General features: G+C 40.9%; 12 protein-coding genes. 9 read left to right on the plus strand and 3 right to left on the minus strand.

The features are described from left to right. Positions 1 to 72: 72 nt before the first annotated feature. A complete protein-coding gene (gene sthA, locus ACEO2X_RS08695) occupies positions 73 to 1,488 on the minus strand; it encodes a Si-specific NAD(P)(+) transhydrogenase (RefSeq protein ID WP_042068765.1) in 1,416 nt (471 codons plus the stop codon). A gap of 287 nt (positions 1,489 to 1,775) precedes the next feature. On the opposite strand from sthA, the gene lipA reads away from it, so the two are divergent. After that, positions 1,776 to 2,789: a lipoyl synthase gene (gene lipA / locus ACEO2X_RS08700; RefSeq protein WP_096902386.1), complete on the plus strand. Its 1,014-nt coding sequence runs from the start codon at positions 1,776 to 1,778 to the stop codon at positions 2,787 to 2,789. Positions 2,790 to 3,000: 211 nt separating this feature from the next. Beyond that, the gene (locus ACEO2X_RS08705) at positions 3,001 to 3,387 is read left to right on the plus strand and encodes a carboxymuconolactone decarboxylase family protein (protein WP_004972770.1); all 387 of its coding nucleotides are present in this window, start codon (positions 3,001 to 3,003) and stop codon (positions 3,385 to 3,387) included. A 77-nt stretch (positions 3,388 to 3,464) separates the two neighbouring features. Here the strand turns inward: ACEO2X_RS08705 and ACEO2X_RS08710 are convergent, their stop codons facing one another. After that, positions 3,465 to 3,725 carry a hypothetical protein gene (locus ACEO2X_RS08710; protein ID WP_004972768.1) on the minus strand — a complete coding sequence of 87 codons (261 nt, stop codon included), beginning with the start codon at positions 3,723 to 3,725 and terminating at the stop codon, positions 3,465 to 3,467. 206 nt (positions 3,726 to 3,931) lie between these two features. Here ACEO2X_RS08710 and ACEO2X_RS08715 point away from each other — a divergent pair, with 206 nt between their 5' ends. Continuing rightward, entirely contained in the window at positions 3,932 to 4,444 is a 513-nt protein-coding gene (locus ACEO2X_RS08715) for a tetratricopeptide repeat protein (RefSeq protein WP_131261573.1), read from the plus strand. An 89-nt stretch (positions 4,445 to 4,533) separates the two neighbouring features. On the opposite strand, the gene ACEO2X_RS08720 is transcribed toward ACEO2X_RS08715, so the two are convergent. After that, on the minus strand, positions 4,534 to 5,040 hold the full coding sequence (locus ACEO2X_RS08720; protein WP_234114994.1) for a cysteine peptidase family C39 domain-containing protein: 507 nt from the start codon (positions 5,038 to 5,040) through the stop codon (positions 4,534 to 4,536). 220 nt (positions 5,041 to 5,260) lie between these two features. Between ACEO2X_RS08720 and ahcY the strand changes: the two genes are divergently transcribed. From ahcY to ACEO2X_RS08750, 6 genes are all read left to right on the plus strand, one after another. Then, a complete protein-coding gene (ahcY, locus tag ACEO2X_RS08725) occupies positions 5,261 to 6,643 on the plus strand; it encodes an adenosylhomocysteinase (protein WP_004972762.1) in 1,383 nt (460 codons plus the stop codon). 183 nt (positions 6,644 to 6,826) lie between these two features. Next, on the plus strand, positions 6,827 to 7,663 hold the full coding sequence (gene metF / locus ACEO2X_RS08730; RefSeq protein WP_096902384.1) for a methylenetetrahydrofolate reductase [NAD(P)H]: 837 nt from the start codon (positions 6,827 to 6,829) through the stop codon (positions 7,661 to 7,663). 41 nt (positions 7,664 to 7,704) lie between these two features. Beyond that, positions 7,705 to 8,421 carry a 16S rRNA (uracil(1498)-N(3))-methyltransferase gene (locus ACEO2X_RS08735; RefSeq protein WP_154320509.1) on the plus strand — a complete coding sequence of 239 codons (717 nt, stop codon included), beginning with the start codon at positions 7,705 to 7,707 and terminating at the stop codon, positions 8,419 to 8,421. 186 nt (positions 8,422 to 8,607) lie between these two features. After that, positions 8,608 to 11,484: a putative bifunctional diguanylate cyclase/phosphodiesterase gene (locus tag ACEO2X_RS08740; RefSeq protein ID WP_371971700.1), complete on the plus strand. Its 2,877-nt coding sequence runs from the start codon at positions 8,608 to 8,610 to the stop codon at positions 11,482 to 11,484. A gap of 139 nt (positions 11,485 to 11,623) precedes the next feature. Continuing rightward, entirely contained in the window at positions 11,624 to 13,903 is a 2,280-nt protein-coding gene (locus ACEO2X_RS08745) for an NADP-dependent malic enzyme (RefSeq protein ID WP_179996087.1), read from the plus strand. Positions 13,904 to 13,993: 90 nt separating this feature from the next. After that, complete coding sequence (locus tag ACEO2X_RS08750; protein WP_371971703.1) at positions 13,994 to 15,229, plus strand: multifunctional CCA addition/repair protein; 1,236 nt, start codon at positions 13,994 to 13,996, stop codon at positions 15,227 to 15,229. Positions 15,230 to 15,485 lie beyond the last annotated feature (256 nt).

Genomic DNA, 15,485 nt, shown 5'->3' on the forward strand with positions numbered 1-15,485 from the left:
ATAAAAAACACCCCACAAGAATGATCTTATGAGGTGTTCTAAATTTTCTATTTTGCAGTCAGCAGAATCTGCTTAAAACAAACGATTCATCCCATTCAAGGTCGCCACACGATACGCTTCCGCCATGGTTGGGTAGTTGAATGTGGTTTCCACAAAATACTTAATGGTATTGTTCGGGCTGTTCATCACCGCCTGACCAATGTGGATAATCTCTGCCGCATTATTACCAAAGCAATGCACACCCAATACTTCTAAAGTGTCACGGTGGAATAAAATCTTCAATTCACCCACTGTATCACCCGTAATTTGCGCACGCGCTAAATGACGGAAAGATGCCTGACCAACTTCATAAGGAATTTTTTCTTCCGTCAATTCCTGCTCAGTTTTACCAATCGAAGAAATTTCTGGAATGGTGTAAATACCTGTTGGAATATCGGTCACAGGCGCAACATTTTCTTCGCCACTCATATTTGCACCCGCGCAACGACCTTGGTCATAGGCAGCTGATGCTAACGAAGGCCAACCAATTACATCGCCCGCAGCATAAATATTCTCTACTTCGGTTTGATATTGATCATTGACTGTTAACTGACCACGGCTGTTTGGCTTAAGTTCGACATTTTCAAGACCTAAACCATCGGTATTACCCGAACGACCGTTACACCACAAAATCGCATCAGCTTTGATTTTCTTGCCACTTTGCAAATATAAAACCACGTGATCATCAAAAGTTTCTAAATGATCAATTTGCTCATTGTGGCGAATCAGCACCCCTTGCGCACGCAAGTGATATGACAAGGCATCTGAAATTTCATCATCCAAATAGCTGAGCAATTTGTGCTGAGTATTAATCAAATCAACTTTATGATCTAAACCAATGAAGATGGATGCATATTCACAACCAATCACACCCGCGCCATAAATAATAATTTTTTGAATCGAGAAATCCAAATCCAAAATTTTGTCTGAATCAAATACACGTGGATGGTTGAAATCCAACATTTCTGGACGATATGGACGGCTACCTGTCGCAATCACAATTTGCTGACACATAATGGTTTCTTTAATGCCATCTGCACCAAATACCAAGACCGTATTTTTATCTTGGATATAAGCACGACCATGATAAATCGCAATTTCATTACGGTCATAAAAGCGAGAGTGCGTTTCAACTTGCTGCTGAATAACTTTATGCGCACTTTGCAACACTTGCTTCATGGTGAACTGACGCCAATCACCCATTTTTTTAAACATTGGGTCACGGCGATAACGGATAATATTCGACACTGTCTGACGCAATGCTTTACTTGGAATGGTACCCACATGGGTACAGTTACCGCCAAGCTGCTCACGAACATCTACAATCGCAACACGCTTACCAGATTTGGCAAGTTTCATTGCCGCGCCTTCACCCGCAGGGCCTGAACCGAGAACAACCGCATCGTACTTCACGAAAGTTCCACTAACGACCTCTTTTTTACGTGGCATTCAACGCTCCTTTTCTTTAAATCTGTCTTTTCAATGGGCTATATTATGACGTAAATCTTTTGAATTTTCTGTATTTACTGTGCATATATTACGTGATAACCACATTTTTTATATGAATATCGTTTTTACCCAATTTAAGCACAATTTCGTTATAATAACCGTCTTATGATGAAGTTAAGGTGACATTTTACTTTTGCACTTAGATTCGGTTTAATCAGACTCTATTTCACGTAAAATCTAGCCTACACTAAATCTCTCCCCTTTCAAAAACAGTGGAAAAGTTGAATATGTCTGCAAACCGTAAACCAGAACAGGGTGTCAAACTTCGTGGTGCTGAAAAAGTCGCACGTATTCCTGTAAAAGTTGTTCCTACGGTTGAAACGCCTCGTAAACCTGACTGGATTCGGGTCAAAATGACGGCACCAGAAGAAGTTCAACGTATTAAAACCACTTTGCGTCAGCAAAAATTGCACACCGTTTGTGAAGAAGCCGCTTGTCCAAACCTTCCAGAATGCTTTGGTGGTGGTACAGCAACCTTTATGATCATGGGTGATATTTGTACCCGTCGCTGCCCGTTCTGTGATGTTGCGCATGGTCGTCCAAATGCACTAGATCCTGAAGAACCTCGTCACATGGCAGAAACCATTGCCAACTTAGGCTTAAAATATGCCGTGATCACCTCTGTAGACCGTGATGACTTGTTAGATGGTGGTGCACAACATTTTGTCGATTGTATTAAAGAAGCCCGCTCTTTAAGCCCAAATACGTTGTTAGAAATTTTGGTGCCAGACTTCCGTGGTCGTATGGATATTGCACTACGCATTATGACCGAATGTCCGCCAGATGTTTTTAACCACAACATTGAAACTGTGCCACGCTTATATAAAGCCATGCGTCCGGGTTCAGACTATCAGCACTCTTTGAACTTGCTGAAAATGTTTAAAGAATATTGCCCAGATATTCCAACCAAATGCGGTTTGATGGTAGGTATTGGAGAATCTGAAGAAGAAGTTATTGCACTGTTAGATGATCTTAAAGCGCACGATGTAGATTATGTGACCATTGGTCAATATTTACAGCCATCTAAAGAACATGCGCCAATTGACCGCTTTGTAACACCTGAAGAATTTGAGCGTTATACAGCGCATGGTCAAAAGTTAGGTTTTAAAAATATTTGGGCTGCGCCAATGGTACGTTCAAGTTATTTTGCAGACCGTCAATATTATGGTGAACCTGTACCAACAGTACGTCGTAAAGCCGACCCTGCTAAAAAAATTAGCGTGCAAACCATTGAAGCTTAACACTCGCTTATTTCAAAATTTGCGATAAAGCTAAAACAGCCCCGACTTTATGTTCGGGGTTTTTTATACCTTGTGGATATATTAAAAATAGATAGATGTGAATATTTTTTGATGGTCTACGACCAAGTGCGCATGGTGTCATCGCCATAAATTGTTAATCTATGCACTTAATCTATACACCGAGCTCAAACAATAAAACAGGGATAGTAAAATGTCACAACAAGACTATGACAATGGCTTAAAAGTTCGCACTGAAGTCATGGGCGAAAGCTTTGTAAAACGCGCACAGGACAACACTGTACCATTTACCCAACCTTTGCAGGACTGGATTAATGAACATGCATGGGGTTCAACTTGGCAACGTGAAGGTGTGTTACCACGCAAATATCGTTCCTTAATTACTATCGCCTTTTTAACTGCTTTAAAAAGCCCGACAGAGCTTAAAGGACATATTCGTGGTGCGCTAAATAACGGGGCAAGTGTCGAAGAAATTCAGGAAGTCTTGTTACACAGCTTGCCTTATTGTGGCGCACCTGCAACTCAGGAAGCTTTTCGCGCAGCGTTGGAAGTTTTGGCAGAACATACTGCAAATACTTAAACGCAATCTAAATCAAAAAATATAAACGCTCGACATTTCACTAAAACTATTTGGTGAAATGTCGGTAGAGTTGAGTTTTAAATCCAATACACATTAAAGCTATAAAAGAACTCATTTAACTCAAAGCGCACCTGATAACCCAAATCAGTCAGCTGTGCCGATAAATTTCGAATATCTTCTAAAGGTAAATGTTTTGGCAGCACAGTAAAAACTGCGGTATTGCCCTGCTTGGCATTCTCTTCGATTAAAGACGCCAAACGCTGCTTATATAATTCAATATCTAGCTTGGCATGATCTGAATAAACTTTTGCTTGTTCAGCAGTTAAAAAATTTGCCATCTTATTGTTCTCATTATGACCATGTTTAACATTCAGCATATTGAAACTTGACGATATGGCTCAAGTGATTTTTTGTTATTGTCTGCATAAACGCATGATCAATTAACCCTAATTTTTTAAAAAAAATCACACCGAAGATGGCTTTTTCGCAGCAGACCTTTTAGGCTATCGCACAATCTTATGTTGTAATTTTGCTGGATGACATTATGTCAGAATCTGTTTCAATCTCCCCTGCGCTAATGAACCGCGCTATTGCAGGACAAGCCGATGCCCAATTTGAAGTGGCGGTGCTGTATATGCAAAGCGATTTTAATGAAGATATTGAACTTGCCGAACAATGGGCGCTCAAAGCTGCCGCAAACGGACATATCGAAGCCATGTATTGGCTTGGTGAAGGCTATACCGTATATGCCAAAGATGTTCTAGAAGATGACCCTGAAGATGCCAAACAACATTTTGAAGATGCTTTTGTCTGGCTCAAAAAAGCCAGTGATGCACAACACCCTGCCGCTATTTTAGAGTTGGCAGGCTACTACCGTCGTGGTGATGTGGTTGAACAAGATGTCGCTCGCTCTGTGGCATTGGTACAGCAAGCAGCAGAATTGGGCGAAGTACAAGCCATGCGTGACCTTGCTTTTATTTATGCAAATGCTTTGGGTGTAGATGCTGACGAAAATAAAGCTGAATATTGGACACAAAAAGCCGATGCAGCGGAGTAATTTATTTGTCTAGCCAATCAATTGATGGGCTAGACAATTTTTGCATGACTCGAATCGTCATTGAATAAAGCTTAGACTTTGAATAACACTTAGACTTCGACCACAATTACTTGTCTGCAAATGCCCTCTTGCTGACGCTGTTGTTCAAACACAGCCGCAGGCATCGGCTCAAAACTGTCAAAGAAACAAATTTCAGCATCATCAATAGAATATAGCAATGAGTGATTGCCCACGCCTTCTAAAGTGTCGTAGTAGACAATTACAAATTTATTTTCATCAAATGCGTGCTGAATTTGCTGATAGCCGATTGCCGCCAATACAGGCAATTTAAGCTGTTCAGCTTCGTCATAACTCAACTTTTCTGCATCTTGTAAATCAGGGTCAGGGTCAGTATAAAACTGCACATTAAAGCCAAACTTTTTCAGTCCAACAGCCAAGCCAATTGTGGTTGTGCCCTGCTCTGGCGTATAACCACACACTTCAATCAATTGTTGAATATCGGCATCAATTCCTAAGTGTCGTAGCAACATCCACACTGCGTAAATCCCGCCGTTGGCTTCTAAATTTGCCAACTCTTGAGGAAGCTCTAAAGCCATCATTCAATCTCAAACATATGTTTGTGGTGATAATAAACAAAACATGATTGGAACTGAATCAATTTCCAAGTACAATATTGCGCTAGTCGAGGGGTGCTGCGACGTTTTACAGGCACAAAATGTAAAATCGCCAGGCTCGACCAGCATAGCAATGCGTTTGCTATGCAAGAAACGGCATCCGCGAACTGAATGATCAATTGTTTTTTATAAGGAGATCGTGATGAACGCGGTTAATGCTTCATTTACAGATTATAAAGTTGCCGATATCACACTAGCTGATTTTGGTCGTAAAGAAATCAAACTTGCAGAAGCAGAAATGCCAGCCCTTATGGGTTTGCGTAAGCGCTACTCAGCTGCAAAACCTCTTGCAGGCGCGAAAATTCTCGGCTGTATCCACATGACCATTCAAACTGCTGTTTTAATTGAAACACTAGTTGAATTGGGCGCAGAAGTTCGTTGGACTTCTTGTAACATCTTCTCTACTCAAGACCACGCTGCTGCAGCAATAGCTGCTTCAGGTGTACCTGTTTTTGCTTGGAAAGGCGAAACTGAAGAAGAATATGTATGGTGTCTTGAACAACAAATTAATGTAAATGGCACACCGTGGGATGCCAACATGATTTTGGACGATGGCGGTGACTTAACTGCACTTGTTCACGAGAAATATCCTGCATTATTAGAGCGCATTCACGGCATTACTGAAGAAACTACCACAGGCGTACAACGTCTAATTGAAATGTGGAAAGATGGTTCATTAAAAGTGCCTGCAATTAACGTCAACGACTCTGTGACTAAATCTAAAAACGACAATAAATACGGTTGCCGTCACTCACTCAACGATGCAATTAAACGTGGTACAGACATGCTATTGTCTGGCCGTCGTGCATTGGTTATTGGTTATGGTGATGTAGGTAAAGGTTCTGCACAATCTTTACGTCAAGAAGGCATGATTGTTCGTGTTTCTGAAATTGACCCAATTTGTGCAATGCAAGCATGTATGGATGGTTACGAAGTTGTATCTCCGTACAAGAATGGCGTACAAACAGGCAATAAAGCAGACGTCAACCTAGAGCTTTTAGAAAATACTGACTTGATTGTGACTACAACAGGTAACTATCACGTGTGTGACGCAGCAATGCTAGATACACTTAAAGCAGGCGCTGTTGTATGCAACATTGGTCACTTCGATACTGAAATCGACACCAACTACTTACGTGGTTATAAGTGGGTTGAAGTGAAGCCACAAGTACACCAAGTGTATCGTTCAGAAAACGAAAACGATTATTTAATCTTGCTTTCTGAAGGTCGTTTAGTGAACTTGGGTAACGCAACAGGTCACCCATCACGTATTATGGATGGTTCATTTGCTAACCAAGTATTGGCACAAATGCACTTATTTGCAGAGAAATTTGCCGATCTTCCTGCCGATCAAAAACAAGCGGCAATTCGTGTTGAAATCTTACCGAAAAAACTAGACGAAGAAGTTGCTGCTGCAATGGTTGCTGGTTTTGGTGGTGTATTAACACAATTGACTCAAGTACAAGCGGACTACTTAGGTGTAGCTGTTGAAGGTCCGTTTAAATCGGATGCTTATAAATACTAAGTTTTTAATCCTTCTCCCTAACCCTCTCTCATAGGGAGAGGGAATGATTCATTGTTTAATGAATGTATTCGAGGGTAAGTCCTCTCCTGAGCAAGTTTAAAGCACTGCTTTTAAACCCAGCGCAAGAGAGGATTTAGGAGAGGTGAAAAAATATAAATAAGTATTTATAACAAGGATTTAATCATGACCAAACAAGTTCCTATTTCATTTGAATTTTTCCCATCTAAAACCGATGTAGGTGCAGAAAAACTCAAAGTTGTGCATCAAGAATTACAACTTTTAAATCCAGAGTTTTTTTCTATCACTTATGGTGCAGGTGGTTCTACTCGTGAACGTACTTTATCGACCATTAGCGACTTCAATGGCAAAGGCACACCTGTAGCGCCGCACCTGTCTTGTATTGGTGATGACAAAGCGCGTATTGCTGAATTGCTTGATATTTATAAAGCACAAGACATTGACCGCATTGTGGCTTTGCGTGGTGATTTACCTTCAGGTCAAGTTGGTTTAGGCGAATTGCCGTATGCGTCTGACTTGGTGCGTTTTATTCGTGAACATTCAGGTGATCATTTTCACATTGAAGTTGCGGCTTATCCTGAAATGCATCCACAAGCAGACCACTTTGATCAAGACATTAAAAACTTTGTCACCAAAGTAAATGCTGGTGCCAATGCTGCCATCACCCAGTTCTTTTTTAATCCAGATGCGTACTTTTACTTTGTAGAACGTATTCAAAAGCAAGGTGTGAATATTCCTGTTGCGCCTGGCATTATGCCGATTACCAATGCCAGCAATTTAATTCGCTTTGCAGATGGTACAGGTGCAGAAATTCCACGCTGGATTCGTAAGCAATTAGCAACCTATGGTGATGACACAGCTTCAATCAAAGCCTTTGGTCATGAAGTGATTATTAAACTGTGCGAACGCCTGATTGCAGGTGGTGCACCAAGTTTGCATTTTTACACCATGAACAACACCGAACCGACTCGTCAATTAGTGACAGATCTTGGTTTGGCTTAAGCTGTATTTTTCATATTTATTGACTTGAACGAGTAATCCCTATGCCCCGTTTTTATATTGAGGCTGAATTAGTAGTAGATACGCAAGTTGAACTGACTGAAACAGTATTTCATCACTGGGTGAAAGTACTACGCGCACAAGTCGGTGAAACCGCCACCTTGTTCAATGGGCAAGGTGGTGAATATGAAGTGGAACTGGTTGAAGTTACCAAAAAAACAGCGCAAGTGCAGATTAAAAGTTTTAATCCAGACAATCGCATCCCAAGCTTTAGCGCCTTATTAGGACAAGTAATGAGCAAAGGCGATCGTATGGATTATGCGATTCAAAAAGCGGTAGAGCTTGGCGTGACTAACATTCAGTTGCTCACCTCTGAACGCTGTGAAATGCGCTTAAAATATGACCGCGATCAAAAAAAATTAGATCATTGGCAAGGTATTGCCATTGCAGCCTGTGAACAATGTGGCATGAATATCGTACCGAAAATTTTAGCCCCACTACGTTTAGAGGACTGGCTGAATAGTGACCTTCCTACCACCAAATTAGTGTTAGCACCGAATAAAGATCAAGTAGATGTGCTAAACAATGTCAGTAAAGATTTGGCTTTATTAATTGGGCCTGAAGGTGGTTTAAGCGAAACAGAAATTAGCGCTGCCAATGCGGTTGGCTTTCAAAACTGGTGTATTGGTACTCGGGTATTACGCACTGAAACCGCACCTGTGGTTGCTTTAGCTCTCTTAAATTATCGCTTGGCTGAGTAATTTATCCGTTTTTACAGAAATCGATTGCCAATAACATTGCAATTTATAAAGTACAGGATTAATCTCGAACAATATATTAAAAAATTTGCATAAAATTTAAACACAAAACAGCAATATTTTATGCATGAAAGTGATGTTATTTAAAAATATAAATGATGGAATCATTTAACTAGATTTTGGGGAAGTATGTCAGACGCTCAAGATGAATTGTTGCAGCAATACTTAGATGCTGCGCAAATCACCAATACCATTCGGCTTATTCGATTCTTTTTGGTCAGCATCCTGATTGTTTGCCTGTATGTGTTTTTTATTTATCAAATTTCTTTCTCACATTCATCACCTTACTTCAATATCTGGTTTATTCTCACTGAACTGACCATTGGTTCGTGTTTACTGCTCACAGCAATTCACTTTAAAGTGGGACAATATCAACTCCAACAAGCACATCGTTGGTTAAAATTGGTGTGTTTCTTGATCGGAACAGCAATCGCGGTTGGGGTAAGTTTACTGTATTACTTTTTACCTCAGCAAAACCCTGAACTGAGCAACTATGAAGCGATTATTTTAGCGGCCTTATTAATTATTGTGAGTCAAACCTTTGCCCTCACCTTTTTAACGCAGCGCTTGAGTTATTTTTGCTGGGTATTCATTCCAGTGATCACACCCTATATTGCCGCACAGTTTTTAGTTCACTCCGAAACTTCCGCTTTCTTTTTTCTCGCGACAAATTTTGCCTTAATTACCTTACTGATTTGTGCCAATACTTCAATGCACATGCATCGTCGTTTATCGAGCGTCTATTTTAAAAACGACCAATTAAAAAAAGCCGCAGAGCAACAAGTTGACTGGACAGATCAACTCCGCCAACAATTGCAAGTGGAAATGAACAAATCTAAAGATATTGAATTACAACTGCAATTTAACAATCAAATGCTGGAACAAAAAATTAGAGAACGTACCTTTGACTTAGAACAAACCCATCTAGACTTAATTAAACAACAACATAGTTTAATTTTGGCACATGAAGCCGCAGGTATTAAAGCGTGGGACTGGAATATCCGAGAAAGAAGGATTGTCTTTGGCACTGGCTCACAGCAAACTCGTTTAAAAAATTCCAAAAAGCATCGGAATAAATTACAGCAATTAATTCACCGTGATGATATTGCACACCTTCATCAAACCATGAAAGAGCATTTACGTGGTCAGACAGAACGCTATCAAGCCACATATCGCATACAACATAATTCAGGTCAATGGTATTGGGTGCATGATATTGGGCGAGTAATTGAGCGTGATCCTGTCACCAATAAACCTTTACGCATGGTCGGGGTTCGCCGTGACATTCACCAAGAACGGATTGCACAAGAACGCTTAAAACTCACTGCTAGCGTACTTGAACAAGCGGCTGAAGGTATTTTTATTTTAGATGAAAACCTGCGCTATATTGAAAGCAATCCATTCTATGCACAAATGAGTGGATTTCAACGTGGCCATATTATAGGTAAATATCTGTTTGATTTAGTCAAATCCAACAAAGCAAATCCACGCATGACACAAGAGGAAATTGTTCAACAATTACTCAGCAAGGGTGAATATCATACTGAAAGGAATATAAAATTCCGCTCAGGAAAAGAATTAGAAGTTCGTATGCATATCAATGCAGTCAAAGATGAGCAAAACCGTATTATTAATTATATTGGAATTGTGTCTGATTTAACCGAACATAAACTACAAGAACAGCGTTTATCCTATTTAGAAAATTATGATGCGCTGACCGATCTCCCCAATCGTTTTTATTATAATTATCAACTACATCAATATCTTATTTCACAGCAAGATTCATTGCAGCAATTGGCGGTCATTCGACTCAATATTGACCGTTTCAGACCTTTAAACGAATATTTAAGCAATAATGGTGGCGATGAATTACTCCGCCAAGTGGCGCAGCGTTTACGTATCACCAATGCCGAAGCGCTGTTTGTTGCACACTTAAATGGCGATGATTTTGCAATTGTTTATGAAATTTCTCATATTCGCCCTTCAATCGAAGAGCACTGTGAACGTATCACCAAAGCCTTTAATTTGCCGTTTAATGTACAGGGACAAGAACATATTATTACCCTATCGATGGGGGTTTCCCTCTATCCTGAACATGGACGCCAGTTGGATTATCTAAATAATTGTGCTGAACAAGCCTTGTCTGAGGCTAAGCGTTTAGGTGGCAATACCATTAAATATTACACTTTAGACAACACCAAACTGCTAGAGCAAGATGTGCATTTAGAGCGTGACTTACGCCAAGCCATTAAAAATGATGAATTAATTGTATATTATCAACCTAAAATTGATTTCCATAATTATCAGGTGATCGGGTTTGAAGCATTGGTGCGCTGGCAGCATCCAACCAAAGGCATTATTCCACCCAACCTATTTATTCCTATTGCAGAACAAACCAGTTTAATTTCCGATATTGGTCGGGTTGTAATTCAACAAACTGCCAAGCAAATTCGTGAATGGAATCTGTTAGGTTTTGATCATATCCAAGTATCGGTTAATGTAGTTGCACAACAACTGCAACGTGGTCAATTGCTGCAAGATTTAGATGATGCGATTAATACCTATCAAATTTCAGGTGCAAGCTTAGAATTAGAAATTACCGAATCCTCTTTAGTGGAAAACTCCACAACCGTGAAGTCTTTATTAGATGAAATTAAACAACGTGATATTCATATCGCCTTAGATGATTTTGGTACAGGCTATTCTTCACTTTCTTACTTAACAGACTTCCCAATTGACAGTTTAAAAATAGACCGTAGCTTTGTTTCTAAAATTGGAAATACCAAACAAGAAGCCATTGTTAGTGCCATGATTGCTATGGGCAAAGCCATGGGCATGAGTGTGGTGGCTGAAGGGATTGAAACTGAGCAACAACTGCAATATTTGCAGAATTTAAATTGTGATATTGCGCAGGGGTATTTATTCTCTAGGCCTTTGCCTGAAAGTGAAGCGACCCAATTTCTAAAAGCCAATTTAGTATCGCGCGCTTATCGCTCCTTAATCTGAAACTAGACCCAAAAGCTCTAAGTTTGTTCTAAAAATAAACAGTGACGTCTGTGCTAAGGGGGCAAGTAATGGTATATTCGATAAGATTCATAAAAAAACCACCAGCATCGCTGGCCAACTTGTCACACACGAGATTCAGATGGACGATCAATCATTAAAACAGCAGGCACTTTACTATCACGAATTTCCAACACCAGGAAAAATCAGCGTTACTCCAAGTAAGCAGCTGGTCAACCAACGTGACTTAGCGCTCGCTTACTCACCAGGTGTCGCAGCACCATGTTTAGAGATTGAACGTGATCCTTCAACAGCTGCACTTTATACCGCTCGCGGTAACTTGGTTGCTGTCGTTAGTAACGGTACAGCAGTATTAGGTTTAGGTAATATCGGTCCTTTGGCGTCTAAACCTGTGATGGAGGGTAAAGGCGTACTCTTTAAAAAGTTTGCTGGTGTCGATGTATTTGACATCGAAATTGCTGAAAATGATCCAGACAAAATTGTAGATATTGTTGCAGCATTAGAACCAACTTTTGGTGGTATCAACCTTGAAGACATCAAGGCGCCAGAATGTTTCTACATTGAGCAAAAACTTCGTGAACGCATGAATATTCCTGTGTTCCACGATGACCAACACGGTACGTCAATCATTGTAGGTTCTGCCCTACTCAATGCCTTGTTACTTAACGGCAAGAAAATTGAAGAAATCAAAATCGTTGCTTCAGGTGCAGGTGCAGCCGCACTGTCTTGTTTAGACCTGTTATGTGCATTGGGCGCGAAAAAAGAAAATATCATTGTTGCAGATTCGCGTGGTCTAATCACCACCAAACGTGAAGGTTTGGATGACTCGAAAAAACGCTATATGCAAGACATTGAAGGAACGCAACTTGCTGATGTAATTAGCGGTGCGGATATGTTCCTTGGTCTTTCTGCAGCGGGTATCTTGACCAAAGCTATGGTCAAAGAAATGGCTGAAAATCCAATTATCTTTGCTTTGGCTAACCCAGACCCAGAAATCTTGCCTGAACATGCGCATGAAGTACGTCCAGATGTGATTATGGCGACTGGTCGTTCGGACTACCCGAACCAAGTTAACAACGCACTTTGCTTCCCGTATATTTTCCGTGGTGCATTAGACGTTGGCGCAACTACCATCAACGAAGAAATGAAAATTGCTTGTGTACACGCAATTGCACGCATGGCACACATTGAAGCAGATGCTGCGACTTATGGTGAAAAATCTGCATCATTCGGTCGTGACTATTTAATTCCACGTCCACTTGATCAGCGTTTAATTCTTGAAATTGCACCTGCAGTTGCTCAGGCAGCAATGGATTCAGGTGTAGCAAGTCGTCCAATTCAAGACTTCTCTGCATACCGTCAGCGTTTGTCTGAGTTTGTATATAACTCGGCATTTATGATGAAGCCTATTTTTGCTCAAGCAAAAACTGACCCTAAGCGTATTGCTTATGCAGAAGGTGAAGACTTACGCGTACTTCGTGCAGTACAAATTGCAGTGGATGAAGGCTTGGCTAAACCAATCCTTGTAGGTCGTACCTCAGTGATTGAAGCGAACATCAAAAAGTTAGGTTTACGTCTTGAACATGGCGTGAATATGGAAATAGTAGACCAGGAAAGCAACCCTAACTACGAAAAATTTGCAGATGATTACTACACCATCATGCAGCGTAAAGGCGTTACACCTGAATACGCGCAGCGTGAAGCACGTCGTCGCTCTACCCTCATTGCAGCAATGTTAGTGAAACATGGTTTAGCCGATGGTATGTTATGTGGTACTTATTCTAGCTACGATATTCACCTTGATTTCGTGAAAAATGTGATTGGTCTAAAAGAAGGTCGCACTAACTTCTTTACCCTTAACGCATTGATGCTTGAAGATCGCAACTTGTTCATTGCCGACACTTATGTCAACACTAACCCAACTGCTGAACAGTTGGCTGAAATGACACTTTTAGCGGCTGAAGAAGTACGCCGTTTTGGTATGACACCACGCGTTGCTCTACTTTCTCACTCAAGTTTTGGTTCTGACCAACAAGACTCTAGCGCACAAAAAATGCGTAAAGTCTTTGAAATCTTGAGTGAGATTGCACCTGAGCTTGAAGTTGAAGGTGAAATGCACGGTGATGCAGCATTAGACGAAAATATTCGTCAATTTGCTTTCCCGAACTCACGCTTCAAAGGTTCTGCAAACTTGTTGATTATGCCGAACTTAGATGCTGCCAATATTTCATTTAACTTGTTGAAATCGACTTCAGGTAACAATGTTACGATTGGCCCTATCTTGTTAGGTGCAGCAAAACCTGTACATATTTTGACTCCGACTGCAACGACACGTCGTGTTGTGAATATGACTGCACTCACTGTTGCTGAAATTCAACAAACAGCACAAGTTAAAGCATAAACCTATATTTCTGAGTGACTGACTCAGAATTATAGACTTGAGAAAACCTCTATTCTGTAGCATGATTGCTTGAAGAATAGAGGTTTTTTCATGCAAGTTTATTTAGTAGGCGGTGCAGTTCGAGATCACTTACTCGGGCATCCCTATCACGAAAAAGATTATGTTGTGGTTGGCGCAACGCCCGAACAACTTTTGGCTCAAGGTTTTCAACCTGTGGGCAAAGATTTCCCTGTTTTTCTTCATCCTGAAACCAAAGATGAATATGCACTTGCTCGTACAGAGCGCAAATCTGGACATGGTTATCACGGTTTTGAATTTCATACCGACCCAAGCGTGACTCTAGAAGAAGATTTAATCCGCCGTGACTTAACCATTAACGCCATGGCAATGGATAGCGATGGCAATGTTTATGACCCTTACGGTGGACAGCAAGATTTGTGCAATAAAGTGCTGCGCCATGTATCCAATGCATTTGTAGAAGACCCGTTACGAGTACTGCGCATTGCCCGTTTTGCGGCACGTTATTATGCTTTAGGCTTTGTGGTTGCCCCTGAAACCTTGTTATTAATGCAAGAATTGGCAGAATCTGGTGAGTTACACGCGCTGACACCTGAACGCGTGTGGAAAGAAACTTCACGCGCCTTAATGGAAGCACGTGCCGATGTTTATTTTGAAACGTTGCGTGCCTGTGGTGCTTTAAAAGTTTTATTTCCTGAATTAGATGCTTTATTCGGTATTCCACAGCGTCCTGAATATCACCCTGAAATTGACAGTGGTGTGCACACCATGATGTCACTACAACAAGCCTGTCGTGCCAATTACTCACTCGATGTACGCTTTGCAGTGTTATTGCATGATTTAGGCAAGGCCTTGACCCCTGCCGATGAATTACCACGGCACATTATGCATGAAGAACGTGGGATTCGACCTGTAACGGAAGTGTGTGAACGCCTGCGCGTACCGACCAATACCAAACAACTTGCACTTGCTGTATGTAAAGAGCATTTAAAATGCCACCAAGCATTGAGCTTAAAGCCTGGCACGTTATGGCGCTTATTACAGCGTTTGGATGTCTTGCGTCGTCCTGAGCGTGTAGAAGCCTTTGTACAAGCCTGTGAATGTGACTCTCGTGGGCGTTTAGGTTTGGAAGATCGTGACTATCCGCAAGCGAGCTATATTTTGGAAGCGATTCAAGTGGTACGCAGCATTAAGGCGCAAGACTTACCTGCCGATGTCCAAGGCCCCGATATTGGTGAAATGCTGATTGAACGACGCATTAAAGCGATTGAGCAATTAAAGGCACGTCACTTGGCTGCTACTGCTTAGGCTATTTAAGTCTATAGAACGTCATTACATGCGTTCTTTGATCTATCATTCTTAACCTATTTAAGTCAGCCTAAATTTCTGATCGAAAAGCCGTAATCTTCTAAAATATAGAAGCTACGGCTTTTTAGCGTAAGCGTCCGCTGAACACACCTTCTGAATTCATCCTATAAGCCTTAATTTAGTCCCCACTTAGAAACAAGTGGGGACTTAAATTTATGACTACAAATAATCAGACATCCATCGCATCTCTTGCGAA

The organism is Acinetobacter sp. AL9 (assembly GCF_041464035.1).
GTDB lineage: Bacteria > Pseudomonadota > Gammaproteobacteria > Pseudomonadales > Moraxellaceae > Acinetobacter > Acinetobacter towneri.

Bases quoted from the DNA above. Each gene is read 5' to 3' on its own strand.
- sthA (WP_042068765.1), bottom strand. From the start codon at position 1,488: ATGCCACGTAAAAAAGAGGTCGTTAGTGGAACTTTCGTGAAGTACGAT.
- lipA (WP_096902386.1), top strand. From the start codon at position 1,776: ATGTCTGCAAACCGTAAACCAGAACAGGGTGTCAAACTTCGTGGTGCT.
- ACEO2X_RS08705 (WP_004972770.1), top strand. From the start codon at position 3,001: ATGTCACAACAAGACTATGACAATGGCTTAAAAGTTCGCACTGAAGTC.
- ACEO2X_RS08710 (WP_004972768.1), bottom strand. From the start codon at position 3,725: ATGGCAAATTTTTTAACTGCTGAACAAGCAAAAGTTTATTCAGATCAT.
- ACEO2X_RS08715 (WP_131261573.1), top strand. From the start codon at position 3,932: ATGTCAGAATCTGTTTCAATCTCCCCTGCGCTAATGAACCGCGCTATT.
- ACEO2X_RS08720 (WP_234114994.1), bottom strand. From the start codon at position 5,040: ATGGCTTTAGAGCTTCCTCAAGAGTTGGCAAATTTAGAAGCCAACGGC.
- ahcY (WP_004972762.1), top strand. From the start codon at position 5,261: ATGAACGCGGTTAATGCTTCATTTACAGATTATAAAGTTGCCGATATC.
- metF (WP_096902384.1), top strand. From the start codon at position 6,827: ATGACCAAACAAGTTCCTATTTCATTTGAATTTTTCCCATCTAAAACC.
- ACEO2X_RS08735 (WP_154320509.1), top strand. From the start codon at position 7,705: ATGCCCCGTTTTTATATTGAGGCTGAATTAGTAGTAGATACGCAAGTT.
- ACEO2X_RS08740 (WP_371971700.1), top strand. From the start codon at position 8,608: ATGTCAGACGCTCAAGATGAATTGTTGCAGCAATACTTAGATGCTGCG.
- ACEO2X_RS08745 (WP_179996087.1), top strand. From the start codon at position 11,624: ATGGACGATCAATCATTAAAACAGCAGGCACTTTACTATCACGAATTT.
- ACEO2X_RS08750 (WP_371971703.1), top strand. From the start codon at position 13,994: ATGCAAGTTTATTTAGTAGGCGGTGCAGTTCGAGATCACTTACTCGGG.